Annotated in this window: 25 protein-coding genes; 7 read left to right on the top strand and 18 right to left on the bottom strand. The window is 64.4% G+C overall.

Annotated elements, in window-relative coordinates; translation table 11 throughout:
• The 6 genes from R2834_22730 to R2834_22705 form a co-directional block, all read right to left on the bottom strand.
• A partial coding sequence (locus tag R2834_22730; GenBank protein ID MEZ4703161.1) for a hypothetical protein occupies window positions 1–849 on the bottom strand: 849 nt, incomplete at its 3' end.
• Between the two features lie 14 nt (window positions 850–863).
• On the bottom strand, window positions 864–2,288 hold the full coding sequence (locus tag R2834_22725) for a hypothetical protein (protein MEZ4703160.1): 1,425 nt from the start codon (window positions 2,286–2,288) through the stop codon (window positions 864–866).
• 26 nt (window positions 2,289–2,314) lie between these two features.
• Entirely contained in the window at window positions 2,315–3,058 is a 744-nt protein-coding gene (locus R2834_22720; GenBank protein MEZ4703159.1) for a hypothetical protein, read from the bottom strand.
• A gap of 117 nt (window positions 3,059–3,175) precedes the next feature.
• Window positions 3,176–4,831 carry a sulfatase gene (locus R2834_22715; GenBank protein MEZ4703158.1) on the bottom strand — a complete coding sequence of 552 codons (1,656 nt, stop codon included), beginning with the start codon at window positions 4,829–4,831 and terminating at the stop codon, window positions 3,176–3,178.
• A gap of 655 nt (window positions 4,832–5,486) precedes the next feature.
• Window positions 5,487–6,005, bottom strand: coding sequence for a GyrI-like domain-containing protein (locus R2834_22710; protein MEZ4703157.1), 519 nt, complete (start codon window positions 6,003–6,005; stop codon window positions 5,487–5,489).
• Between the two features lie 139 nt (window positions 6,006–6,144).
• Window positions 6,145–6,888, bottom strand: coding sequence for a hypothetical protein (locus tag R2834_22705; protein MEZ4703156.1), 744 nt, complete (start codon window positions 6,886–6,888; stop codon window positions 6,145–6,147).
• Between the two features lie 109 nt (window positions 6,889–6,997).
• On the opposite strand from R2834_22705, the gene R2834_22700 reads away from it, so the two are divergent.
• A complete protein-coding gene (locus tag R2834_22700; GenBank protein MEZ4703155.1) occupies window positions 6,998–7,129 on the top strand; it encodes a hypothetical protein in 132 nt (43 codons plus the stop codon).
• 19 nt (window positions 7,130–7,148) lie between these two features.
• Complete coding sequence (locus tag R2834_22695) at window positions 7,149–7,685, top strand: hypothetical protein (GenBank protein ID MEZ4703154.1); 537 nt, start codon at window positions 7,149–7,151, stop codon at window positions 7,683–7,685.
• A gap of 46 nt (window positions 7,686–7,731) precedes the next feature.
• Here the strand turns inward: R2834_22695 and R2834_22690 are convergent, their stop codons facing one another.
• A complete protein-coding gene (locus R2834_22690; GenBank protein MEZ4703153.1) occupies window positions 7,732–9,096 on the bottom strand; it encodes a M28 family peptidase in 1,365 nt (454 codons plus the stop codon).
• Window positions 9,097–9,201: 105 nt separating this feature from the next.
• Here R2834_22690 and R2834_22685 point away from each other — a divergent pair, with 105 nt between their 5' ends.
• Window positions 9,202–9,633 (top strand): SRPBCC domain-containing protein, encoded by a 432-nt coding sequence (locus R2834_22685; protein MEZ4703152.1) that lies wholly within the window; start codon window positions 9,202–9,204, stop codon window positions 9,631–9,633.
• Here R2834_22685 and R2834_22680 read toward each other — a convergent pair.
• The gene (locus R2834_22680; GenBank protein MEZ4703151.1) at window positions 9,630–10,328 is read right to left on the bottom strand and encodes a TMEM175 family protein; all 699 of its coding nucleotides are present in this window, start codon (window positions 10,326–10,328) and stop codon (window positions 9,630–9,632) included. The genes R2834_22685 and R2834_22680 overlap by 4 nt on opposite strands.
• 159 nt (window positions 10,329–10,487) lie before the next feature.
• Window positions 10,488–10,946, bottom strand: coding sequence for a hypothetical protein (locus R2834_22675; GenBank protein MEZ4703150.1), 459 nt, complete (start codon window positions 10,944–10,946; stop codon window positions 10,488–10,490).
• A 254-nt stretch (window positions 10,947–11,200) separates the two neighbouring features.
• Here R2834_22675 and R2834_22670 point away from each other — a divergent pair, with 254 nt between their 5' ends.
• Window positions 11,201–12,727 (top strand): Gfo/Idh/MocA family oxidoreductase, encoded by a 1,527-nt coding sequence (locus R2834_22670; GenBank protein ID MEZ4703149.1) that lies wholly within the window; start codon window positions 11,201–11,203, stop codon window positions 12,725–12,727.
• 40 nt (window positions 12,728–12,767) lie between these two features.
• On the opposite strand, the gene R2834_22665 is transcribed toward R2834_22670, so the two are convergent.
• The 5 genes from R2834_22665 to eat form a co-directional block, all read right to left on the bottom strand.
• Entirely contained in the window at window positions 12,768–14,135 is a 1,368-nt protein-coding gene (locus R2834_22665) for a DUF6454 family protein (GenBank protein ID MEZ4703148.1), read from the bottom strand.
• 153 nt (window positions 14,136–14,288) lie between these two features.
• Window positions 14,289–15,728, bottom strand: a complete 1,440-nt coding sequence (locus R2834_22660) for an aldehyde dehydrogenase family protein (protein MEZ4703147.1) — start codon at window positions 15,726–15,728, stop codon at window positions 14,289–14,291.
• A gap of 66 nt (window positions 15,729–15,794) precedes the next feature.
• Window positions 15,795–16,568, bottom strand: a complete 774-nt coding sequence (locus tag R2834_22655; protein ID MEZ4703146.1) for a glucose 1-dehydrogenase — start codon at window positions 16,566–16,568, stop codon at window positions 15,795–15,797.
• A gap of 89 nt (window positions 16,569–16,657) precedes the next feature.
• The gene (locus R2834_22650; GenBank protein ID MEZ4703145.1) at window positions 16,658–18,037 is read right to left on the bottom strand and encodes a glutamine synthetase family protein; all 1,380 of its coding nucleotides are present in this window, start codon (window positions 18,035–18,037) and stop codon (window positions 16,658–16,660) included.
• Window positions 18,038–18,151: 114 nt separating this feature from the next.
• A complete protein-coding gene (eat, locus tag R2834_22645; GenBank protein MEZ4703144.1) occupies window positions 18,152–19,624 on the bottom strand; it encodes an ethanolamine permease in 1,473 nt (490 codons plus the stop codon).
• Between the two features lie 390 nt (window positions 19,625–20,014).
• Between eat and R2834_22640 the strand changes: the two genes are divergently transcribed.
• Genes R2834_22640 through R2834_22630 form a run of 3 tightly spaced genes read left to right on the top strand, consistent with a single transcriptional unit; the run spans window position 20,015 to window position 23,117 of the window.
• Window positions 20,015–21,478 (top strand): PAS domain S-box protein, encoded by a 1,464-nt coding sequence (locus tag R2834_22640; GenBank protein MEZ4703143.1) that lies wholly within the window; start codon window positions 20,015–20,017, stop codon window positions 21,476–21,478.
• Window positions 21,462–21,998 (top strand): ATP-binding protein, encoded by a 537-nt coding sequence (locus R2834_22635; protein ID MEZ4703142.1) that lies wholly within the window; start codon window positions 21,462–21,464, stop codon window positions 21,996–21,998. Before R2834_22640 ends, R2834_22635 begins: the two co-directional genes overlap by 17 nt.
• Window positions 21,999–22,004: 6 nt before the next feature.
• Window positions 22,005–23,117: a response regulator gene (locus R2834_22630; GenBank protein ID MEZ4703141.1), complete on the top strand. Its 1,113-nt coding sequence runs from the start codon at window positions 22,005–22,007 to the stop codon at window positions 23,115–23,117.
• A gap of 4 nt (window positions 23,118–23,121) precedes the next feature.
• On the opposite strand, the gene R2834_22625 is transcribed toward R2834_22630, so the two are convergent.
• The 4 genes from R2834_22625 to R2834_22610 all read right to left on the bottom strand — a co-directional run bounded on the left by R2834_22625 (window position 23,122) and on the right by R2834_22610 (window position 25,686).
• The gene (locus R2834_22625; GenBank protein ID MEZ4703140.1) at window positions 23,122–24,072 is read right to left on the bottom strand and encodes a sulfotransferase; all 951 of its coding nucleotides are present in this window, start codon (window positions 24,070–24,072) and stop codon (window positions 23,122–23,124) included.
• Window positions 24,073–24,184: 112 nt separating this feature from the next.
• The gene (locus R2834_22620) at window positions 24,185–24,832 is read right to left on the bottom strand and encodes a porin family protein (protein ID MEZ4703139.1); all 648 of its coding nucleotides are present in this window, start codon (window positions 24,830–24,832) and stop codon (window positions 24,185–24,187) included.
• A 277-nt stretch (window positions 24,833–25,109) separates the two neighbouring features.
• Window positions 25,110–25,328, bottom strand: a complete 219-nt coding sequence (locus R2834_22615; GenBank protein ID MEZ4703138.1) for a hypothetical protein — start codon at window positions 25,326–25,328, stop codon at window positions 25,110–25,112.
• A 28-nt stretch (window positions 25,329–25,356) separates the two neighbouring features.
• On the bottom strand, window positions 25,357–25,686 hold the full coding sequence (locus R2834_22610; protein ID MEZ4703137.1) for a hypothetical protein: 330 nt from the start codon (window positions 25,684–25,686) through the stop codon (window positions 25,357–25,359).
• Between the last annotated feature and the right edge of the window lie 284 nt (window positions 25,687–25,970).

Below are 25,970 nucleotides of genomic sequence, written 5' to 3'. Positions count from 1 at the left end.
CCACCCCAGTTCCATCCGCCAGGCGCCGTCCGCCTCGACGGCCGGAACGTACGCCCCCGGCACCGCGCTATGCTCGGTGATCAGCCGGTCCGTTTCGTCGTGGCGGCGGACCTGGATGCGCAACGCGGGATCGATATTGCGTTCGCCTTCGATGAACGTGCGTCCCTGGAGCCGAAACTGCGGCGTCCCCCCGGCGACGACAAAGGGGAAGGAGGCCGGCTCGTCATCCCAGCGGGTGTAGGCGCCCGGCACCGCGCCGGCGGAGGAGACCAGCAGGAGGTCGCGCACGGCTTCTTCGTGCGGCATGTCGTGATCGCGGGTCCAGCTGTCGGCGTATTCGCGGTGGGTAAAAAAGAGGCCTCCCTCGATAAGCTCCGCCGTATCGAACGAACGGGCTCCGTTCCGGACAAAGGGGGCGAGGTCGAGGCGGACGGGCTCGCTCGACGTGTTGCGCAGCGCGAGATCCCACACGGCCTCGCGCGACGTGCGAACGAGAAACGTGGCGTCGACACGCACCGCCTCCGTCGACCAGTAGCTGTAGGCGACGAGGTCGGGATACGTTTCAGCGATAATCGCCCCGCCGGCAAGGTCCCGCAACAGATACCGTTCTTGTCCATCCACCCGGAGATAGAGCCCGAGGTCGCCGGCGGTGTCCGTCGTAAAGTCCAGCCCCCGATCGGGTCGATAAAAAAGCCAGGCATACCCTTCGTCCAGCAGGAACGATGACCGGTCCCTGTGGGCCGCATACGTGGCGTAGACCGGATCGCCGGCGCCGGCGTCCAGCGGCTCGAAGGCAGGGCGCGTACAGCCGGCGAGCGCGACGATCGACAGAGCGAGCAGACGTGGCATGGGCAGGGGATCGGTCACTTCGGCGCGCGGGCCACGAGGGCGGCGTACCGCCGGTCGGCGCGCAGGGGTTCGAGCAGCGGTTCGGTGTCGATGCGCTCCCGGGTGACCTGCTGGCCGTCGATGGCGCACGTGAGGGCGTCGATGGCGTCATCGGCCCGGCCCAGCTGCGCCTCGGAGAGGGCGAGCCAGAAACAGGCGCCCCCGTCCGGACGCATCGCGCGGGCGACCCGGAGGAGACCGGCAGCGCGCTCGAAATCGCCGGCCGCCATGTAGTCGCGCGGTTCGTAGAAGGCTACCGAGCCGTACGTCGTGGCCAGCATGCGCCGGGCGCCGGCGGCGAGATCGGGGTGGCGCGCGTCTTCGGCTTCTTCCTGGAGCCGCGGGATCTGCAGCCGCGCGAGGGCGAGACGGGTACGCGGCAGCCGCGTCGCCGTGCGGTATTCATCCAGAAACTGGATCACGACGTTGCTGTACGCCCAGATGCGCTGGGTGATGGAGGCATCCATGTCGATCGCGGCGCGAGCCGCCGGGTCGCTCTCGAGCGCGGCGATCCGGTCGCGAACGAACGAGATATCGCCGCGTCCTTCAAAGTCGGCGGCGACTTCGCGATAGCGCCGGATCGCCTCGACGTAGCGCCCTGCTTCGTCGAGCCGGCGGGCCTCGGCGATGTGCGCTACCCGGAGCGAATCGATCCAGGGCGCGTCGTAGCGCGCCATGCCGGTGCGCATCGCCTGGTACTGCATCCAGGTCATCGCTTCGTCGGCGAGCGCGGCGGGCAGCCAGGCATGATCTCCCGGGAAGGTGACGAAGCGATGCGGCACGCGCGTCGTATCGAGCGCGCGGTCGCGCAGCCGGGCGGCGTCGTAGTTGAAGTCGCCCAGCGCGGCGGCATTAAAATACGCCGGCGGCCGCGTCATCCCCAGCGCGTCGCCGACCGAGGCGCTCGTGACGGGCAGCCCGTCGCCCGAGTTGACGATGCCGGCGAGATGACCATCCAGAAACGACGCCGCGAACCACGCATAATGGGCCGTGCCGGAAAACCCGGCGATGTAAAAGCGCCGCGTGTCCACGGAGAACCGGATCTGTGCGTCTTGCACCATGGCATTGAGCGCCCTGCCATTGACGGCCCAGGCCGAGTCCGCATCGCTCAGCGTCTGATGGGAGCTGAGGAGCACGTAGCCATAACGCTCGGCCGATGCCCGAAACCGCTCGATCGGGACGAGCGCGCGTCCCCGGGGATCCATCAGAAAGAGGATGGGGAAAACCCGATCCGTCCGGTAGCCGGCAGGCAGGTAGACGGCGTAGCGCTGGGTTGTATCCGATGCGGCGCGGACCTGCTCAACCGGTTCGCCCAGCGGCAGATAGAGCGTATCCGCCGGCTGCGCCCGCGCGGCGAGGCAGCAAACGAGGGAAAGGACGGTGAGGAGCGTGGTGCGCATGCGTGTGCGAGGAAAGAGCCGACGGCCTAGAGACCGCGGACGAGAATCGTCCCGTTGACGACATCCAGGGCGATCTGAATCCCGCCGCCGCCGAGGCGTCCGGTCATCGAGCGCGTCGTGCCCTCGAAATCGTCCAACTGGAGGTTGGTCAGGCCGATCGACCCATTGACGACGTGGGCCTCGAAATCCGCCGACGTGGAGGCGGGGATGCCGAGCAGGATCTGCCCGTTCACCACGCTGAGATCCAGCGGACGCGCCGGCTTGACGGACGTTTCAACGTCGAGCGTGCCATTGACGAGCGACATCGCCACCTCGCCCTGGAGGCCGCTCGCCTGCACGTCGCCGTTCACATGCTCGAACGTGAGCGCCATCGCCGCCGGCATCACGATCCGGTAGTCGACCGTATAGTCGCGTCCCCCGCTGCGATCCGGCTGATCGGTGGCGAGCGTCGCCTGGTCGTTGAGCTGGCGCAGACTGACGGTGAGGTCGTGCAGGTGTCGCTCGGCGTCTTCCTGGCTGTCCGACCCGACGCGGCGCTCCCCGGTTGCGACGATCGAGTCGGCCGTGGCGGAGCCCACGATGGTGATCTCGCCATTGATCGCCGCGACGCGCAGGGCGGCAATGCCGTCGGCGCTCAGGGTGAGCCGGAAGGGCTCCGCGGCGATGAAGTCGGTATTGCCGACCGGGTCGACGCCGGCAAAATCACATCCGCCCGTTAGCAGCAACAGGACTGCAATGAGCGCGCGTCCTCCGTTTCGCATCCGTGTCATGATACCGCCTCATGGGTTCGTTTGGCAGACAGATCATTCCGTCGTACGCAACGCCGGCGGCGGAGATACGGTTACCCTGTAGGGCGAAGGATGAACGTGGTGCGGGAGATGCCGGCATCAGTCGCCGGCGATCTCCACCTGTTCGCTGGGCTTGTACCCGATCCGGTGTGCGAGGGCCACCACGTGGTGTCCTTCCGGCACGACAATGGGTTTCACATACACGTCCCAGCGCTTGCCGGGGGCCTCGTCGGCCGCGAGCAGCTGGTACCCGATGTTGGCGCCTTCGGTCGCGCTGCGGAGCGTCAGCTGCGTGCCGGCCCACTGTCCTGCCGGCGCCGCCGTCTCGGGCTGCACGCCGCCCGGCCAGATCGACTCCACGAAATCAATCTCGGGCACGAGCCCGAGGTCGTGGATTTCGCTCATCCACCGGTCGCACTCGGCCCGGAGTTCGGCCAGCTTGTCGGCATAAGCCGGGTCGCCGGCGAGGTTATGCAGTTCGAACGGGTCCGTCTCCGTGTCGAAGAGTTCTTCCGGGTCCTTCGTGGTCCTGAACCACTGGGCCTGGTATTCGTTCAGCTCGCCGGCGTCGCGCATGCGGAGCAGCTCCTTCATGATCCCCATCTGCTCGCGGTAGGCGACCGGCAGGTAGTAGGGTTTCTCCGGCTGGAAATTGCGCAGGTATTTGAACCGGTGATCCCGCACGGCGCGGATCATGTCGTACTGTTCGTCGAACCGGTCCGCCGCGCCATGGACATACGTGCGCGGCGGCTCGGTGGCATACGGTCCCTCGAACGCCTGGCCGTCCTCGTAGGACGGCGGTTCGATGCCGGCCATCGACAGCAGCGTCGGCTTGAAGTCGATAAAGCTGATGAGCCGGTCGTCCACCTCGCCGGCGCGCCACTGGTTCGGGTAGCGAATGATCAGGGGCAGGCGCATGCCGGAATCGTAGAGCAGGCGCTTCTGGCGCGGCAGCGGGCCGCCGTGATCCGCATACCAGACGACGATGGTGCTGTCCAGCAGGCCGTCCGCCTCGAGCTGTTTCAGGACTTCGCCCACCTGGAAGTCCATCGTTTTGATGTTGGAATACACCTGACGGATGTCGCGCAGCCCCGCCTCGGTCGACGGCAGATAGGGCGGTACCGGAACGTCGAGGTCGGCATCCACCCAGAGGGAGTCGCGCTGTCGCGCCCAGACCTGCGATTCGTGGGTGACCCCGAAATTGAAGATGGCGAAAAACGGCTGCCCGGGCTTGCGGTCGCGCCAGTGCGCCCGGTTGCTGCTCTCGTCCCAGGCCGTAACCGGAGCTTTGAACTGATAGTCCTCCTTGGCATTGTTGGTCGTGTAGTACCCGGCTTCCCGCAGGTACTGGCTGTGCATTTTCACCTCCGCCGGCGGGACCGCCTCATAGGGAATCAGCCCGGGCGGGAACCACCGTGGATCCCCACCGGTGCGCATGTGCATCGCGCCGATGTGATTCTGGTACATGCCCGTCGCGATGGCGGCGCGGCTGGGCGCGCATACCCCCGACGGGGAGAATACGTGGGTATAGCGAACACCCTCCGCGGCGAGCCGGCTCAGCGTGGGAGTGACGACCGTCGAGTCTCCGAAGGGGGGGATGATCGGACTGAGGTCTTCGGCCACCAGCCACAGAATATTGGGACGAAACGCGAGCTGCTGTACGGGATGCGTGGCGGCTGACTCGGGGGTATGCGTGGCGCAACCGGCGGAAAAAACCAGCGCCGCGAGCAGCACCATACGGAATGATCGAAGCATGAAAGAGACGGGTGGATCACATGTAGGGGCGACGAACAGACCGCACGTTACGCAATACGGCCCGATTCCGCAACGTCGACTCCGTTTTCCGAACGCCCGCCGCGGCAGGACCCCACAAAAAAAGCCCGGGGGACCACCCGGGCTTCTTGTTCGCGAAGGTCTCAGCACTTCCTCAGGCAAAGGATGACGCGCAAGGCGCTGTCAGATTTCTTTTATGCTCGGAAGGGGCTCCTGTGCGAACACAATAAGTATATTCGATTGTTAAGATCATGTAAAGACGCCAGGGGCGTTTTGTCCGTCTCGTTACAGGAAGTTCATGGAGATCGGCCTGAATCGCACAAAAAAAGGCTCGACCTCGGCAAGCGAGATCGAGCCTCCAAAAGCTGTCCGGGAGCCCGGTTAGCTGTCGCTAGCAGGCCGCACCAGAGGCTCCCTTCTGCATGTCAGACATAGGATCACCTCCGTATAGCAGGGCACAGAAAAACGCGTCCATTGCCGCCCCGTTATGCAACCGACGCCGCGGGAATGTACCTGTGGTACGCAGCGGGTTACGACGCCGGCGATGGCGGGTTCCTTCAACCTGCACCGATCCTTTTCAGGCGTCCGATCGGGCTCGGACGCCACGCGGGGGAGGCTTCAACCGGAGACTCCCGGGCTACAACTTCGCGTGATCCATGGGGATGTAGATCTGGGTGATCAGCTCCTCCTGCGGCGTGGTCTGCGGATCGTTGAGGTATTCTTCCCATACGGGCATGTAGCGCGCCCATGCGCCCTGGGACTCGAGCAGGCCGGCGCCGGCCATCCAGGAGGAGATGGCCTCATAGGTTTTGCGGAGGTCTCTGTACGACCCTTTGTGCGTGAAGCGCAGGGCCTTGCCGCCGGGTAGCCGGTCGACCTTGATGTCGCGTTCGCCCTCCAGCGGCCCGTCGGGCGCGGCCACCGGGAAGGCCACGACGAACTGGGTCTCGCGCTGATCGAACGATTTGTACAAGGCGCGAGGCGGCCCGAGGTGCGTGAGGCGATTCTCTTCGACGTACGCGGTGAGCGCGCCGAAGGCTGCGCCCATCGTACGGGTCAGCACCGAGGGTGCGGTCGGACTGTGGCTCGGAAGCTGGGCGGCCATCACGGGCGGGACTTCGACTTCCTGCGGTTCGAGTTGAGGCATGGCGTTCATGGTCGTTCGGCGTTTGTGATCGAGTGGCACCTTTCTCGAATCACGTCGATCCGGCCCTTGCATGCTACCCGGCCGATTCCGCGCACCCCTGTGCGTGAAAACCGTACACGATGTGTCCCTCGCCCCACGAGCCAGCGCATCAGGCCGGCCGCGCCCGGTGCGTGCCCATCCAGGCCAGCCCCCCCAGACACACCGCGACAAACCCCCACGCGGCATAGACAAGCAGCGGCACGGCGGCATACCGTATCGCGATGCCGGCCAGTGCCCACGCCACGACGAGGGGAAATACGAACGCCGAGCGGCGGACCAGCATCGCCAGCGCCAGCGCCGTGGCGACGGCCATCATGATGACGCTCCAGAACGCGCCGCCGTCCCATCCGAGATAGCGGAGCAGCTGCGACGTATTGGCGATGGTGGCGACGGACACCCAGGCCAGATACACCTGAAACGGCAGGGCGACCAGCCACCGGGCGATCGGGCCTTCGGCCTGGCCGGAGACGTTGATCTCGATCCAGAGCAGCGACAGCAAGAGGCCGAGCATCACCACCCACGCGAGCACGAACTGGCCGTACGAAAATGCCACCAGCCAGGCCATGTTCAGCGCGCCGTTGATCAGCCAGCTCGTCCCCACGCGGCCGACGGAAGGATCGGAGCGGCCGGCGGGCGTGGCCTGATACACGACAAACCCTGTCAGCAGCAGATAAATCAGACCCCAGATGGAAAACACATAACCTGCCGGCAAAAAATACGTCGGATAGTCGACCGCGATATCGCCGATCGACCGGCCGCTCAACGCGCCCGAGCCGGCCATGCCGTTGACCACCAGCACGAGGACCAGCATCAACCCGTTCAGTATCGCACGCCCTGTTGTCTGTCTACGCATCCTTTTTTCGTCTTGAACTCGTGACGCCTCCTTCTAAAACCCGCCATCTTTTTATGGCGGCCGATGTCAGCCCGTTTGTATACTTATCTTACCGAAACGCCCCATCGCCATGCAACTGTTTATCCGTGTACTGAAAGGCTGCTGCCTCCTCATGGTGCTGTTCGCCATCTTCCTGATCATCATCATGCCTAACTTTTTCCGGTTGCTGGCCGAAGTCATCCTCGAACTGAACAGCCGCTGATTCCATCCCCTAGCTACGTATGAGCGTCGTCGCCTGCAGAATCCTTGAAAGTGGAGGGTACGAAATTGCCTCCGATTCCATCTCCGTCCGCGGTTTCACCCAGACCAAAAGCGACAACTCCAAATTCTCCAAGCTCTTCGAGGAGAACGGGCTCGTGATCGGCGGCGTGGGGTCGGCCAAGGAGATCGCCCTCATGCAGCTCTATTGCCGCACGCACAAGCCGTCCGCGGCCGACGAGTCGGCTTTTCTCGAATTCATCTCGGAGTTTGTCTCGTGGAAAAAGGACAAAACCAACGAGAACGGGATCGATAACGTCTACCTGATGGGCTTCAACGGCAAGGTATTTCACATCGAGGGCTGGCTTATCGAAGAGATCACCACCTACGAGGCGATCGGCGCCGGCATGAGCTTCGCTCTCGCCGCCCTCTTCCTCGGTAAAACCCCGAAAGAGGCCGTCGAGGTCGCCATCGAGCTTTCGATCTATTGCGAAGGCCCGATCAACGTGATCAGCAAACCCGGTCCGGACAACGGCAAAAAAAAGAAGGCCGCAAAGTAGACGCTCGATCGCGCAGCGGAGCGGGCTTTGCCCGCATCCCGCCTCCTCACGGCCGGATCAACCCGGAGGGATAGACCACCACGCTCTCATGCCCGTTGCGGCCGACGGCGGCGACGCCGAACAGGTAGTTGTCGATGACGACGTTTTCGAGGGTGAAGGTGGTGGCCGGCTCGACAAAGCGGCTGTACTGCCACTGGGGCGCCGTGGTGTCGCGCCAGTAGATGCGGTAGCCGGCGAGGTCGGGGTCGTCGACGGCGCTCCACGCCAGGGTGGTCGAGGGCTGGACGACCCCGCCGATGCGCACGTCGGCCGGCTGCGGCGGCGCCCAGGCCAGCGAGGCCAGCGCCAGCGCATTGACTGCCGTGAGCCGGGCCGCGTACTCGAAATCGACGCCCTCGATGACATCGCCATATGCGATGCCGTCCTCGACGCGGATGTCCTGATGCTGGCGCGTGTAGTTCTCGTTGGTCTCCATGATGCGTACGCCGGCGAACCCTTCGTCGTTGAACGGCCGGTGATGACCGCCGCGACCGAACCGGTCCAGGCGATAGATCAGTTTCGGCTCCATCTCGGGCAGATAGATGCGCGTCGTCCGCTCGATGTATCGGGCGAGCTGGCGCGAGGGGCCGTCCACTTCGCCGCCGTACACCCGGCGCAGCTGCCGCTCCCGCTCGGTCTCGGTGACCGGCGTCGGTTCGGAGAAGATGCGGAAGGACCGGTTGTCGATCACCCCGTTGAGGCCGGCGATATTGCCGATCATGTCGTTGTTGAGCACGCCGACGATGTCCCATCCCTCCGCCCTGGCCTTCCGGGCGAGGCCCTGCCCTCCGTAGAGGCCCTGCTCCTCGCCGGACAGCCCGACATAGACGATGCTGGTGGGGAAGGTGTAGCGGCTCAGCAACCGGGCGGCCTCCAGCACGCCGGCCATCCCCGACGCATTATCGTTGGCGCCGGGCGCGTCCGTCACGGCGTCGGTCGCATCCGACGCCCGGGAGTCGATGTCGCCCGACATGATCACGTAGCGGTCGGGGTACCGCGCGCCGCGTTGTATCGCGACGACGTTCACGACCCAGGTGTCCTGGGGAATCCGGCTGTTGCCTTCCGCCGGCACGAGGTTGCGCTGGTACGTCACCTCCAGGCATCCGCCGCACGCCGCGGCGATGGCGTCGAATTCCGCCTTGACCCACCGGCGCGCCGCCCCGATGCCGCGGGTGTCCGAGAGCGTGTCGGAGAGGGTGTTGCGGGTACCAAAACCGGCGAGCCGGCGTATATCCTGCTCGATGCGTTGCGCGGAAGCCGCCTGTGCGATATCGTACATGCGCGGGTCCTCCCGCAGCGGCGGGACGGTTTGCGCCGCCGCCGGGGCGGCGAACAGGAGCAGGAGGAGCAGGCGCATCCGTGTGTTTTGCATGTCGGTGGGATGGGGTTGGCGGTGATGGCGGAAGATACGCAAGACCGCCGTGAAATGAGGCACGCTATGCAGCCCTCTCTCTCCTGCGAAACAGAACGATGTGCCATGCCTGACATCCTGCACGATCTGACCATTCTGTCGGATTCCGACCGGGTCTTCGACGCCATCTCGACGCCCCTGGGGCTGGACAGCTGGTGGACCCTCGACGCCGCCGGCACGCCGGCACCGGGCGCGAGGTACCAGTTCGGCTTCGGGCCGAACTACGCATGGGAAGGCGTCGTCCGCATCTACGAGCCCGGCCTCGCGATCGCCTGGGAGATGACCCGGGCCGATGCCGACTGGCTCGGCACCGTCGTCGGCTTCACCCTGATACCGGGCAGCGGCGACACCCGGGTGGCGTTTTACCATCGCAACTGGCGCGAGGCCAACGCGCACTTCCGGACGTCCTCCTACTGCTGGGGGCTCTACCTGCGTCTCCTGCGCCGGTATGTCGAGGATGGCGAGATCGTCCCTTATGGACAGCGCAACGACGTCTAGTCGCCGGCCGTCCCGCGCTCTTCCTGCAGCATCGATTCATCGAACGAAGATGCGCGCGCGTGCCAGTAGCACAGCGGTCCGAGCAGCATGTACACAAACCCGGGAAGGCCGATCTGAATGCCCACCCCACTGAGGGCCACGCCCATCGATAACACGCCCACGCCGGCCAGAATCGCGTAGTGCCTACTGTAAAAAAGCGCCTCCTGACGCCGGCCTTCGGAGAACCCCGGTAATTCGTCGCCCTTGCGGTAGACGTGGAGGTACATGCAGGCCACGCTCAGAAAGATCGCGACGAACCCGGCACTGTAGAGCAGGAAGAGTGTGGCTAGCTCGTCAAAACTGGAAATCCCGGGACGCCCCTCCCCCATTCCGAAGAGCATCGCGATCAGATCCGCCATGAACTTCAGCGGATACACATAAAAAAGGACGACGAAGAGCAGGCATGCGTTCAGCAGCGTCGTGACCTTGTCGCTGATCGCAAAGCGCCGGAAAAAAGCGTTGTGGACGCTCCAGATGAAAACCAGCGCGGCGAAGCTGATGCCGAAGGCGACAAATCCCTTCAGCTCGGAGACGAGCTCCGGAAACGTGGTGGGCACTTCCAGCGAGACCACGAGCAGGGTCGCCGAGAACGCGAACACGCCGTCGCTGAACGCTTCCAGCCTCGACACCTCCTGCCGGCTTCGAAAAAGGTTCATGGGCACCGAACACGTTTGCGGTTTCGAATCGACGGGATGGCCCGGGCCGTCTCCGAACGACGATACGGGTTATCCCAGAGGATGCTGAGCCCCGGCACGACGCCGCATCCCGAATTCATTCAGGATACGACGCGGTCGGAAAGCGGCGTCAGACCGCGCTTAATCTCGCACTCGCGTCAAATAAATGCCATCCTTTCGCTCGAGCCGGCCCTGATCCTGGTAGGCGAAGGCCACCAGCCGGCGCCCCTCCCGCAGCCATACGGTATCTTCGCTATCGAGCATACCCGTGTCGCCGAGCTGCAACTGACCGTCGTCGTTGATCGCCCAGGTGCTGTAGTCGATGTCGGGCTCGTCTTCATCGAAGGCCGTGGTGACGACCTTGAGCTCGCCATCCTTCCGAAACTCGAAGCGGATGTCGATTTCGGCGAGGAAACCGTCCACGGCGTTGAGCAGCATGCGTTCGCCGGCGCTTTCCCCTTCGCCTTTCAGATCGAACACGAGGCGCCAGGTGCCGTCCAGATCGCTGGGGCGGACGGACGATTGCGCCCATGCCGGCCCGGCCAGCAGCGTGGCGGCGAGGACCAGCAGGAGCATGCGGACGTGCAGGAATCGAATCATGTTGTTTTAGCAGGAATGGTCGTGATGCGGAGCGATGGTACCGTCTAGCGAAAAGCCCGGCTCGATGTTTCATTCGGGATCGCAGCGCCGGGAGCGGCCGGTCGCGGCCTCGCCGGCCGGCGGTGACGCGATTTTTTTGACTAAAAAAGCCCTTCCGGGATGCATAACTGGTGATGAAATGCTACACTGGCCTATCGATCGGTAGAGGCAGAACGTCCCGCCCCATCCCCAGTGCCCAGCTACGGAGGTATATCATGCAACCCGAACGAACCCTCAACCGCCGCCAGTTCATCACGGCAGCCACGGCGGCCTCGGCGGCCTTTTCCATCGTGCCCTCCTACGTGCGCGGAGCGCCGAACCGCATCGCGCCAAGCGACAAGATCAACGTCGCGCTCGTCGGATCCGGCACCCAGGCGTTCAGCATGCTGATGAGCACCTGGCTGAAGAACGACAACCTCCAGTTTGTCGCCCTCGCCGACCCGAACAAGGATTCGGACGACTACCGGGACTGGAGCCAGAACGGCCTGCGCGACCGCGTGCGGAAGTTTCTCGACGAGCCGCGGTGGGGATCGGAGAAAGGGGTGCGCGCGGGCCGCGAGGCCGGCCGCGAGATCATCGACACGTACTACAAGAAGGTGCGCGGCATGAACGACTTCAAAGGCGTTCGCACCTACGAGGATTTCCGCGAGCTGCTCGACAAGGAAGACGGCATCGACGCGGTCATCTGCATGACGCCCGAGCACCTCCACGCCACGGTCACCATCGCCGCGATGAACCACGGCAAACACGCCATCACCCACAAGACGCTGTCGAACGCCCTGCACGAGGTGCGTCTGGCCGCCGACACGGCGCGGCGCACCGGGCTTGTCACCCACCAGATGGCCTATCAGAACGACGCCGACTGGTACAACCTCAAACGCTGGCTGGATGCCGGCGTGATCGGCAAGGTCAAGGAAGTCCACAACTGGACCAACAGACCGGTGTGGCCCCAGGGGTGGATGGATTATCTACCCGAACAAAAAATCCCGAAAGGGCTCAACTGGGCGCTCTGGCAGGGGCCCGTCCCCGACCGCCCCTACAACCTGAATTACACCCACGCCCTCTTCCGCGGCTGGTGGGATTACGGCAGCGGATGCCTGGGCGACATGGGCAACTACAGCCTGTGGCGGATCTACCGGATGCTCAACCCGGGTCCACCCATCACCGTCGAGGGGCATTCGAGTTCGGGCGCGGTGATCGTCGGCAACCAGAGCCAGTGGCGCCGATCCGAAGTGGCGTTCCCGAACGGAGGCACGGTCCACTTCCGGCACCAGGATCTGGACGTGTACTGGTACGAGGGCGGCATCACGCCGCGGATGCCCGAAGAGATGTACGACGCCGGCATGGAGTTCACCCGGGAAGGGATGATGCTCGTCGGCGAATACGGCAAGATCCTGGGCGACTACCATTGCCGGAAGTTCACGCTGCTCCCCGAGAGCCGCATGAAGGCGATGGCCGGCGTCTTCCCGCAGGAAGAGATGGAGGTGCTCGACGGGACGGAAGAATGGGTGGCGGCGATACGCGAAGGGCGTGAATCGGCCGGCAGCTTCCAGAACGTGCAGCAGCTTGCCGAGTCGACCTGCCTGGGCAACATCGCGCTCCGCATGAGCCGGCGTATTCAGTGGGACCCCGCCCGGATGGAAATCACCAACATCCCCGAAGCCAACAAGCTGCTGCGTCGCGAATACCGACCCGGATGGGAATTGGCCGCGCCGGATGCCAGCGCGTCGATGGGCGGCTGAGACCGGAGCGGGAGTGCGGATGGACGCTGAACGGGTACGTCTACCGGTCGCCCCCGCGGGCCCGGTAGACGTAGATCGTTCCCTGCCCATCCTCCGGCAGGGCGATGAGTTGCACGCCCCCACCGTCCGCATCGATCTGCACCGGGTTCTGCGTCGCCGGCGTCCCCGATGCGGTGTATAATGCCAGGGGCACCGTATGGAGCGGCCGCCCCGTCCGCAGGTCGACGTGCTCGATGCCGCCCAGCTTGACCGGTCCGGAGGGGCCCGCCAGGGTGTTCACCCCGCCGCACAGCGCCGTGCCGGCGCCGGCGAACTGGCAATCCTGATAGTCGATGTAGTGCCCGTGATGGGTCCGCCCGACGCCGGCGCCGGCGTCGATGCGCCCATTTTCGATCGGCCACGCGTAGATCCGGCGCGACCCCCAGCTGACGGCGTAGAGCGTATCCGATTCGGTATCCACCACGACGCCCCCGAGATGATCGGGATAGCGAAAGACCTCCTCGGGCCGCAGCGTGACCGGATCGACGCGATAGACGATGCTCGAGGACGCCGGACGGTATTCGGCGACCGGCACCCAGAGGTGACGCCCGTCGTAGTCGATGCCGCCCGGATGATACACCGTCCCTTCCCCTACCCGGACGCTGTCGATCGGCGCTCCGCCCGGCGAGAGGCGATAGATCCAGCCTGACCCCTCGCCGGGGGTCCGGTCGAACCCGTCCGCCGGCGGATCGAGGCGCGCCGGGCGCTGCGTTACCCGCACCGTCGACAGAAACAGCGCGCCGTCCGCCCGGGCGAATCCTTGTGGATGGCCGGCATCGAAGGAGAGCGGTTGCTGCGCATCGAGCGTCCACGCGGTGCCGGCGCCGAGGCCATCGAGCAGCCCTGCGCCGGCAGGCGTAGCCGGGCGCCCGGCCTGTCCTACCGTCGAGGCAAACAGCATCTGCGCGGCGAAATACAGCGGAATCCCCCAGAGCTTGTTTTCGGTGCTCGGCTCCACGAACTGCTGGCGGGCGACGGCGATGTCCGACACCGCAAAAAACACCGCGGCAACGGCGAACACGGGCGCGCCATGCATCCAGGAAACGGCCAGCGCGGCGGACACCATCACGAGGATCGTCAGCAGGTAGAGCTGCACGGGGATGCGCATCCCGGCCGGCACGTGCGGTCCCAGCCAGCCCAGCCAGATCAGCGCGTGGGTTGGAAAGCCAAGCAGCGCATAGGTCCACAGAAAGACGACGGTGTCCTGCCCGTACAGGCGGAGCGCGGCGATGAAACACAGATGCGCCACCAGAAACGCCCCGAGGCCGGCCAGGAAAAACGCCCGCCGGCGATCGAACAGCAGCGCCCCATCGCCGATCCAGGACAGCCCGAGCGCGAGGAGTATCAGCCGGCCGTAGGTCGATTCCAGCCCGCCGCCGGCCAGTGCGTACCCGATGTACGCCGAGGCCGCGACCAGCTTCCATACGCGGATGCCGGCGACGCGCTGGCCGAACTCCGCCCGAAGCAGGAGCGCGACGGCCGCAACGGCGAGTGCTATGAATCCAATGGCCGTCAGGACCGCTCAGTCGTTGGCGATGAAGATCGATTTGTATTCACTGTAGTGCTCCAGCGCGGCCATGCCCTGCTCGCGCCCTAGACCGCTTTGTTTGACCCCGCCGAAGGGCATCTCGATGTGCACGCTCGAACTGCTGTTGATCGAAAGCATGCCCGTCTCCAGCGCCCGCGCGACGCGCAGCGCGCGCCCGACGTCGCGTGTCCACAGCGACCCCGAGAGCCCGTACTGGCTGTCGTTCGCGATGCGCACCGCCTCCTCCTCCGTATCGAAGGGCATGATGCCGACGACCGGACCGAAGATTTCTTCCTGCATGATGCGCATGCCCGCTTCCACCTTGACGAAGACGGCCGGCGTGAGGTAAAAGCCATCCTGAAACGGGATTTCGCCGCCGCAGAGTTGCTCGGCCCCCTCGAAGAGGCCGGCTTCCATGTAGCCCACGACACGCTCGCGCTGCGCGGCCGAGATCAGCGGCCCCAGCTCCGTCGCCGGGTCGTCCGTCGGGCCGACGTTCAGCGCGCGGGTGCGCTCCACGAAGCGCTCCACGAACCGGTCGAACACCGGGCGCTCGACGAGGATGCGGCTCCGGGCACAGCAATCCTGCCCGGTGTTGTCGTACACGGCGTAGACGGACGACGGGATGCACGCATCGAGGTCGGCGTCGGCGAAGACGATGCTGGCCGACTTGCCGCCCATTTCGAGCGACACGCGTTTCGTGCCCTGCGCCGCCCGCTGCATCACGTGCTCGCCCACCCGCGTCGATCCCGTGAACGACACCTTGCGCACCAGCGGATGGCTGACGAGCGCGTCGCCGGCCACCGGTCCCTGCCCGGGCAGCACCTGGAGCACGCCTTCCGGGAATCCCGCCTCCAGCGCCAGGTCGGCCAGCAGCAGCGCGCTCAACGGCGTCGCCTCCGCCGGCTTGACGATCACCGTGTTGCCCATCGCCAGCGCCGGCGCAATCTTCCAGCCGGCGATGATGAGCGGGAAATTCCACGGCACGATGGCGACGCAGACACCGAGCGGCTCGCGAAACGTCATCCCGGTGCCGTTCGCCGCCACCGGGACCGTCTGCCCGAACACCTTGTTCACCGCGCCAGCGTAATACTCAAACGTGTTGGCCACCGCGCCCATCTCGCCCCGCGCCGCCGCGATCGGCTTGCCGGCGCTGAGGCTTTCGGCCTGCGCCAGCGTCTCCGTGCGTTCCCGGATCAGCACGGAAAGCCGCATCAGCAACCGGCCGCGGTCGCGGGACGACATGCGTCGCCAGCCCGGGTGCATGAACGCGGCGTGCGCCTGCTTGACCGCGACATCGACGTCCGCCGGCGATGCCTCCGCCACGTCGGCCACCGCCTTGCCCGTGGCCGGGTTCATGACCGTGCGGGTCAAGCCGTCTACCGAAGCCTGCCGGCCCGCGCCGATCGCGAGTCCCTCAAAAGAAGAAGCCATACACTACATGCTGGGGTTGATGGATGCGGGATGCGGGATGCGGGATCGAACGTCCCGCCGTCCCCTTCACTCCGGCGTCACATAGGCCGCCGTGATGCCGCCGTCGACGGTAAAGGCGGTGCCGGTGACGTACGACGACTCGCCGGAAGCCAGATACAGGGCGGCCTGGGCCATTTCGCCGGCTTCGCCGAAGCGGCCCATGGGGATATGCACGAGCCGGCGCTGCTTCTTCTCCTCCGTGTTGAGGAATTTCATGAGCAGTTCGGTGCGGAGCGGACCCGGGCAGAGCGCATTGACGCGGATGCGTTCACGCGCATGAATCACCGCCAGTTCGCGCGTCATCGAAAGGACGGCGCCCTTGCTGGCCGTGTAGGCGATCTGCGGCGTGGCGGCCCCGAGCAGGGCCACAAAGGAGGCCGTATTGATGATCGAGCCCCCGCCGGCACGCCGCAACGCGGGGATCCCGTATTTGCAGCCCAGAAAAACGCTCTTGACGTTGACGTTCATCGTCAGGTCCCAGATCGCCTCCTCGGTGGATACCGCGTCGTCGTCCTGGCTGTGCATGATGCCGGCGTTGTTGAAGAGCACGGTCAGCTTGCCAAACGCCTTCTCCGCCGCGGCCACCATGGCCTCGCAATCCGCTGCGCGGGACACGTCCGCGCGCATAAACTTCGCCTCGCCGCCGGCGGCCTCGACCAGACGCACCGTTTCGTGCCCCGGTTCTTCATTGATATCGACGGCCAGCACACGAGCGCCCTCGCGGGCAAACAACAGCGCCGTCTCGCGGCCGATGCCGCTCCCGGCGCCCGTTATCAGGGCAACATTGTCTTTGAGACGCATGGGAAATTAAAAATGGGAAATTGGAAAGTGAATGGGAGTGCCGCAAACCTGCAACCTGCAAACCTGCAACCTGCAACCTGCAAACCTGCTCAAATCCGTTCAAAGTAACGCTTCCGCTCCCAGTCGGTCACGGCTTTGTCGTACATATCCTGCTCTACCGTAAAAAAGTGGGTGTAGTGATCGACCACGGCGTCGCCGAGCGCCTGCCGGCCGAAGGGGCTGTTCGCGAAGGAAGCCGTTGCTTCGCGGAGGGTTTTCGGGAGGGCCTGGATGTGGCCGGCATGGTAGATGTCGCCGTCGAACATGGGCGGCGGTTCGATCTGGTTGGCGATGCCGTCCAGCCCCGACGCCAGCGCCGCGGTATAGGCGAGATACGGGTTGCAATCGGCCCCCGGGATGCGGCACTCGATGCGCAGGCTCTTGCCGCGCCCGACGACGCGGAAACCGGCGGTGCGGTTGTCGTGGCTCCATGCGAGCCGGGTGGGCGCCCAGGAGCCGGACTGATAGCGTTTATAGGAGTTTACCGTCGGGGCATAAAAGGCCATCAGTTCGGGCACGTGCGCCATCCATCCCCCGAGAAACCAGCGAAACACCGGCGAGCAGGAGACGGGGCCGAGTCGTTCATCGCCGTCGAAGGCGTTGGCGCCGTCATCCCACAGGCTCAGGTGAATATGGCAGCTCGATCCGGCCTGGTCGGCGGCGGGTTTGGCCATGAAGGTGACGCTGAACCCGAGCGCATCCGCCACTTCCTTGAGGCATTGTTTGAAGATCACATGCCGGTCCGACATGGTGAGGATCTCGGCGTAGCGCACGTTGATCTCGTGCTGCCCGAGCCCCCATTCGCCTTTCGAGTTCTCGACCGGTATGCCGGACTGTTTCAGATGCCGGCGCGCGGCCGCCGTGAACACCTCCTCGCGGGCCCCCTGCAGGGCGTGGTAGTCCTCGATGTACCAGCCCATCGGGGTCAGGCCGGCATAGCCCAGCTCGTGCGCCTCGCGATAGGAGTTTTCGAAGATGTAATATTCGAGTTCCGAGCCGGCCATGGCCGTGAAGCCCCGCTCGGCGATGCGGTCCATTTGCCGGCGCAGCATCGACCGCGGAGCCACGTCGACGAGCGCGTGCGACGCCTCGTTGTGCACGTCGCATACGACCATCGCCGTCCGATCCAGCCAGGTGGCCACGCGCAGGGTGGACAGGTCCGGCACCAGATGAAAATCACCATACCCGCGTTCCCAGTTGGAATAGGCATAACCGGGAACGGGCTCCATCTCCATATCGACGGTCAGGAGGTAATCGCACGCGTGGGTGCCATGGGCGAGACCGTCTTCGATGAAGAAGTCCGCATCGAACCGTTTACCCATGAACCGGCCGTAGTGGTCGGTGAAAACCAGCAAGACGGTGTCGATTTCACCGGCTTCAACGAGCGTCTGGAGCGAATCGGGCGTCAACATCCCGGGAAGGGTAGACATGGGGTAGATGGCTTTATGGGACAAACAGTTTACCGGTGCGGATGTCGTCAGACACGTTCGCGCGGCCTGCACGGCCGGGCCGAGGGTCACGTCAACGCGCACAGCGCCTCGCGTTCACTTGTGGGCCAGCTCATCCTGCGCCTCGGCCATGAGGGCCACTTCCTCTTCAGGGGCCTGCGCCACGAGGCGGTGACGGCTGTAGACGAGGAAATAGATGATGGCGATACCGAGGAAGATGGCGGTGCCCCACACGCCCGGCCGATAGTCCGGCACCGCCAGGCAGGCGGCGAGGGCGACCAGCGCCAGCACGACGCCGACCACGGCGCCCCCGATGCCCAGCGGGCTCACATAAGGACGGGGGAGGTCGGGGTTCACGATCTTGAGCTTGATGTAGCTCACCATCACCAGCGCGTACGAAATGACGGCGCCGAAGACGGCCATGTTCAGCAGGGCGGCGCCGACCGCCCCGCCCTCCTGCAGATGGATGACCACCGCGCCGGCGAGCCCGATCACGCCCCCCAGGATCAGCGCCACATGAGGCGTCTTGTTTTTGCTGGTCACCGAGATCCAGCGGGGGAAGTAGCCGGCACGCGAGAGCGCAAAAAGCACCCGGCCGTACGCATAGATGATCGTATGGAAGCTGGCGACGAGGCCGGTCAGGGCGATCACCGTCAGCAGCGTCGTGGTGGCGCCGCCCCCGAACACGGCGCGGAAGCCCTCCTCGAGCGGCGCTTCCGACGCGCCGATCGCCGCCGCCCCACCGCCCACGCCGCTGTTCAGCACCAGCGTAAAGAGAGAAAGCACGAGCAGCGTGAGGATGCCCAGGATGAGCGCGCGCGGCATGACATTGACCACGTCGTGCGTCTCCTCCGCCGCAAGCGGCAGCTGCTCGATGGCGAGGTAAAACCAGATCGCAAACGGCAGCGCGGCGAACACGCCCCCCCAGCCGTGCGGCAACCCGTCCGCGGTGTGGCCCGGACTGGGCTCGATGTTGAACAGCAGCTGCCAGTCGAACGCCCCCGTGAACAGCGTGCTCGCATAAAACAGCAGCAACACCGCGATGGCGAGCATCGTGATCACCAGGCCCACCTTCAGGGTCAGCCCGACGCCGCGGATGTTGATCAGGACAAAAACGAGGTACGAAATAAACCACCAGGCGTACGGTGGAATGCCCGGAATGAGGGTGTTCATGTACCCGCCGATCCCCACCACGATCACCGCCGGCGTGATCACGTATTCGATGGTGTCGGTCACGCCGCACACAAAGCCGCCGAACGGCCCGAGCGCGCTGCGGGTGAAGGAGTAAAATCCGCCCGCGTGCGGCAGCGCGGCGGACAACTCGGCGATGCTGTAGACCATGCAGACGTACATGATCGCCATCAGCACCGTCGCGATCGCCAGCCCCCAGAAGCCGCCCGACACCAGGCCGTAGTTCCAGCCGAAGTAGTCGCCCGAAATAACGGCCCCGACGCCCATGGCCCACAACAGCCCGACGCCGGCGTGCTTTTCCAGCCGCCGGTTTTCGAGATAGGATGCATCAACCTGCTGATACTGAACGAGGCGTGATCGCGGTGTGGGTTTGGTCATGCCGGCACAGGTACAAACGATGAACGTAGCATTTTTTGGGTGGCCAGAATATAGCGGATAGCACCGGAATAAGACCACCACCCGGCCCCCCATCTTTTACGCCGCCCCGGGGCTCGATCGCGGAGCGCCTGCGCCCTCACGCATCGATCATCCACTGGGCGATGCGCCCGGATACGCAATCAGCGATCAAACATACCGCGTACACCGGTATTCCTTCACCGCCCTCCTGCATCCCGCATCCTGCATCCTGCGTCCCTCATCCCTTCACCCCCCATCCCGCATCCCTTCCTCCACGCCCCCCATTAATTCGCCCGCCTTTCGGCCGATACTCGCGACATCCAGACTCTCACCGCGCCGCGATCCCTTTCTCTTCGAGCCATCCCCGCTGGTATGTCCAACGTTTTCCCGGTTCCTTCGAACGAGCATGAACGCCTGCTGGCGCTCGATCGTTATGCCATCCTGGATACCGAACCGGAGGCGGAATACAACCGCATCGTCGAGCTGGTGCGCACCGTGTTCGACGTTCCGATCGCCCTGATCTCCATCGTCGGCGCCGAAACCCAGCAGTTCAAGGCCCGATGCGGACTGGGCGTCCGAGGTACAGGGCGCGACATCGCATTTTGCGCGCACGCCATCCTGGAGGCCGAGCCGACGATCATCGAGGATGCGTCGGCGGATCCCCGGTTTATGGACAACCCGTTGGTGACGGGCGAGCCGTTCATCCGGTTCTACGCCGGCATGCCGCTGATCTCGCCCGAAGGGTACGCGCTCGGAACGCTCTGCGTCTGCGACAGCCGGCCACGGACGCTGACGCCGGCGCAGGTCGAGACGCTCCGGGAATTCGCCGAACTGGTCAACCACGAGCTGGCCCGGCGGCGGGATCGCGTCCAGCACGGCGACAAGGTGCACGCCCTCTACGAAGATCCGAGGGTCATCCTGGACGGCATGTCGGATGCATTTTTTGTGCTCGACCGGGATTTCCGGTTTCGCCACGTCAACGCCCAGGCCGAGAAACTGCTCAAGCTCGACCGCGGCGCGCTCGAAGGGAAATCGATCTGGAGCACCTTCCCCGAACTCATCCAGAGCGTCCTGCACGACAAACTGGTCAAGGCGCACGCGGAACACCTCGACCTTGAGTTCGAACAGTTTTTCGAGACCTGGCACGTCTGGCTCCGCGTGCGCATCCTGAGCGTCGAGAACGAGCTGTCGGTGTTTCTCTCGGAGATCACCAACCAGGTCAAGAAATCCCAGGCGCTGCGCGACAGCGAGGCGCTGAAATCGGCCATCCTCGATGCGGCGTTCGACTGCATCATCACGATCGACGAGGAGGCGCGGATCATCGAGTTCAATACGGCGGCGGAGCGCACGTTCGGCTTTTCCCGGCATGAGGTGCTCGGCCGCGTGCTGACCGACCTCATCATCCCGCATCATTTCAGGGACGCGCACACCCGGGGCATGGAGCATTACATGCGCACCGGCGAAGGGCCCGTGCTCGGCCGGCGCATCGAAATCTCCGCGCTCCGGCACGATAACACGGAATTTCCGGTGGAACTGGCCATTTCGCCGATCCTCCTCGAGAACAACCGCCGGCTCTTCACCGCGTATCTGCGCGATATCACCCAGCGCAAGGAGGCCGAACAGGCGCTGCGCGAGGCGCTGGACAAGGAGCGCAAGCTCGGCGAGATGAAATCGCGCTTCGTCGCCCAGGCGTCGCACGAATTCCGCACCCCCCTCTCGATGATCCGCTCCTCGGCGCAATTGATCAAGCGGGTCTACCAGAACGAGCCGGAAAAAACGATCAAGTACCTCCGGCCGGATCGAGAATGGGGTCACCAACATGATCCAGCTCCTTGAAGATCTCCTTGCTGAGCGAATCGCAGTCGACGGACTGGCCGATCAGGCTGGAGCCCGTCCGGCCGACACCTTCATCGAAAACATCGTCGAAGAGGTATCGCTCGCGTACGACCACCTCCAGATCACCACACGCGGCAACATCGACGGCCAGGAATTCATGATCGACAGGAAGCTGTTCCGGCTGATCATGAACAACCTGATCAACAATGCCCTGAAATACTCCTCGCACCCGGAACGCCCGATAGACATCCATTCCCGTGTGGAAAAAGACGTCCTCACCGTGTGCATCGCCGACCAGGGCATCGGGGTGCCGGAGCATGAGATCACGCACCTGTTCGAAGCCTTCCACCGGGCCGGCAATGTCGGCACGCGGCAGGGTACGGGGCTTGGACTGGCCATCGTCAAGGGGGCGATCGACCGCCTCGCCGGCACGATCAACGTAGCCTCGATGGAAAATCAGGGCACTACGTTCACGTTTACCATCCCGCTCGCGACCGCTGCGAACGAGGTAGCCTGTTAGCCGATTATGAGCGTTATCCTGATTGTAGAAGACGAGCTCCACCTGCGCGAAAACCTGGGTGACCTGCTGGAACTGGAAGGCTACACCATTCTTTCGGCGGAAAACGGCCAGCAGGGATTGGACCTCGCCCTGGCGCACCGGCCCGATCTGATCATCAGCGACGTCATGATGCCGCTCATGTCCGGCCACGATATGCTGGCGGCCATCCGCGCCGAGGAGGCGCTGGCGACGACCCCGTTCATTTTTCTGACCGCGCTCTCGGAGAAGCACGATTTCCGGTCGGGGATGAACCTGGGGGCGGACGACTACCTGACCAAGCCGTTCAACGAGGACGAGCTGCTCTCGGCCGTCGAGGCGCGGCTGGAGAAGCGCGCCCTTGAATTGCAGAAGCGGGAGGAGGCGATCGATTCGCTCCGCGGCCGGCTGCAAAAGGTACTTCCCCACGAACTCCGTACGCCGCTCGTGGCCATCCTCGGGTACGCCCAGTTGCTGCGCGACGAATGGCGCGACCTCGCGGACGAGGAGATCGACGAGATGCTGACCGACATCTACCATTCCGGCGAACGGCTCAAGACCTGTTCGGAGAACTACGCGCTCTACGCCCAGCTCCAGATGGTCAACGGAGACCCCGATACCCGACGCGCCTTCCGCGACGGGTCGTCGACCATGGTCGAAGGCACCCTCTCCCAGCTCGGTCTGGCCCACGCGCTGACCCAGCTACGCAACGACGACCTCGTGGTCGATGTCGAGGAAGCGGAAGTGGCCATATCCCAGCAATACCTGTTCAAGCTCATCGACGAGATCCTCAGCAACGCGTTCAAGTTCTCGCAACCCGGCTCGCCCGTGCGGCTTACCGGACGCGTCGTCAAGGGGCAGTACTGGATCACGATCCAGGACGCCGGCAAGGGCATGTCGCACGAGCAGTTGAACCTGCTGGGGGCGTTTATGCAATTCGGGCGCGAGCAAAACGAGCAGCAGGGTCTGGGCCTCGGCCTCACGATCGCGCAGATGCTGGCGTCGATTTACGACGGCAGCATCGCCTACGAAAGCGCCCCGGGGGCAGGCACGACGGCCATGATCCGTTTGCCGCTGGTCGCCCACGCGCTGTCGCCGGCCTGACGCGTCAGAACATCGTTTTCCAGTGCCCCAGATCCCGCCCGATCAACGCGCCGAGGCGGTCGATTTCCGGGATAAACTGGCGCTGCAACTGCGACAGAAACGGGGTGTCGACCGGTAAGGCGACGGGATTCCGGGCGACGCGCCCGAGCACGCCGGACAACACCCGATCGACGCGAAACGGCAGCACCCGCTGAATCGGACGCGCCCACGCGGCATGCTGCCTCGCCCAGTTCATCATGCGGTGGCGCATGATCTGCGCTTCGCTCAACACGACCTGCTCGTTGTGCACCTCGTACGCCGGCTCGAAGGATGGGTCGATACCGAGGAAGCGCGCGATATCCTGAAAGGTGCCGGAGGGGTCGAGGGAGAGATCCTCCAGCAGACAGATCTTGACCGCATCCTCCCCGAATGCATCGATGAACCGTTCGATCTGGGGCGTAAAGGTCGCGATCCGGGTATACTGGAGACAGGCCGGATAGCCCGACGCCGGCGGCAGGCGATGGCCCGCGAGGCGCTCCGGCTCCGCCTGGACGGCGTCCCGGAAATCCAGGATATTCTCGTGCCCCCACCGCACGCAGTCCCGATGCCAGGAGAGCATCATGCGCACGGGCTGCCGCACCATGATGATGAGCCGCGCATCGGGCGCGAAGGCCTTGATGCGCTCGGCCGCCTGTTCGGAATAGAGATACAGCGCCGACGATTCACCGATGCGCGTGGCGCCCTGCGCGTCCGCGAAGAGGGCGAGATAGTCTTCTTCGCTGTTCACCCCCAGCCCATCCCGCGCAATCAGCTCGCGGCAAAAGAAATAGGGCTCCTTCGATCGCCAGTACTGCCGGCTGTCGTGCGCCATGTACACCTCCCCATGCTGACGAAGGTATTCGTACAGCGAGGTCGTGCCGCATTTCGGCGCGCCGACGATAAAGAAGTTGGGCCGGTTACGGGTGATGGTCGTCATCCCTGCGTGCGATGGACGGATCCGAACGGTGGGGGCTCGGATCGCGGGAAGAGCGGCCCTGGCGGAACCGCCGCTCTTCCCGCGGCCAGATACCGATCGCACCAGATCGCATTTAGAAACCGATTCCGAGACTCAGGAGCCACATATTGGGTCGCTGCCCGCCATCGGTCGATATCGTTACGTCGTTGATCTCGTAGGTGCGATCGACCAGATCCGAAAGACCAAAACTGTACCGAATTTGCGGGTACAGCGTAATTCCGAATCCCGGCACGTTCACTTCGAGGCCCAGGCCGAGGCCGGCATTGACGACCAGATTGCTGAGCTGGTCCTCGAGTTCGGGCGGCGCATCCTGTGCGGACGTGAGGATACGCACTTCCGGGCCGGCAAGGAAATACGGTTTGACCGGACCGGCGCCGAGCGAAAACCGCAGGTCGACGGGGACGCTGACATAGACCATGTTGAAGTCGTCCTTTTCAAGAAAACCGGCGCCCTGGAAGAGCGGACCGGCATCCAGATAGTAGACCGCTGGCCGGACGCCGAGCGCGCCGAAGCCGATATCGACGAACGCCCCGATGTGGTAGCCGGTGGTGTTGTCGAAGTTGACAAGCGCGTCGCCGGCGGAGATGTCGTTAAGCGCCGCGAAATTACCGCCGCCCAGAATGCCGAGTCGCACCTGTGCGCTCGCGGGCGAGGAAAAGAGAAAGAGGCTGAAGACGAGCAGCGCCGACGCCTTCAAGGAGCCGTTTGAATGACTGAGCATAGAGCCGTACCTCGGGGGATATGCCGGCGCATGACAGGGCGAGGATCGCATACCCGATTAGGGTGCCTGTCGCTGAGCGCGCCGATACGTGGGAAAAAGCACAACGCTTACAAGCGATGTGCCACACGGTTTCCTACACGCAGGGTCTGGCCAGCCCCTAATCGCATACGGCGTAAAAAGAAGTGCCCCGTACCGCCGGGATCGCCGCATTCATGGCGCCGGGCGAACGGCGGTCTACCTCATCCAAAATCCCCGCCCCGAGCGCGCCTTCGCGGCCTCAGCGCCCCGTGCTTCGCTGGGCGCAGGCGAGATCCATCGTCCGGGTGTCCAGGAAGACGGGCGCCTTTTCCAGCATCATCATCACGGCGATAAACTCTTCGGTCGAGTCGATCGGCAATTCGGCATGCTGTCCATTCGAGAAGACAGCATGGATCATCCCTGTATTGTGGACGGGATTCCACTCCGCGCTGTATTCGACGACTTCCAGTTTCGCCATGTCGGTTCTCGGAGGATGGTGGGAAAAATCAGGGCATATTAAATACACATCGCCACATCATCCCGTCGTCGATCGGCGTGACGAGGACGGAAATCAGGAACGTGATCGGCAGCTGGAGGACGAGCGCGATGGCGGTGCGGCCCACGGCGTTGTGGATGCCGAACCGGTCGCACAGGCTCATAACGAAGAAGATCGGCAGGGTGAGCACGCCGGCTATCGGGGGCACGATGCCCAGAATATAGGGGAAGCGCATGATCCCCATCTTGCAATCGCTCAGGGGTCCTCCCCCGTAGAGGGCAAGAAACCAGATGACGACCAGCGTGAGCAGCGTGCTGGTGATGATCGGGGATATTTTCATCAGAATGGATGCGAGGCGAGATAACGCGTTCGACCGACCGTGGATACGTCGATCGGGATGGGTTCGAGCCCGGCGGGTGGGCGCCGGCGCCATCGAGGCGTCGACCGGCCTGATCGCGAACGCAACCGGGGCGGCCACTGCCGATAGCAGGCGCTAAAATACGCATCCGATTGGTATAGCCAAATACAGGCTCGAAAAAGGACGCGCCAGGCCCACTCCCCGGCAAAGCGGGCGCTTATTCGTTCCTCCACGGCGATCCAAAAGCGCCATCCGATCAATCGCTC

This window comes from Rhodothermales bacterium, from assembly GCA_041391505.1.
Taxonomy (GTDB): domain Bacteria; phylum Bacteroidota; class Rhodothermia; order Rhodothermales; family JAHQVL01; genus JAWKNW01.
Note: the sequence above shows the minus strand (reverse complement) of the source record. Positions and strands in the feature narration are given on the sequence as shown.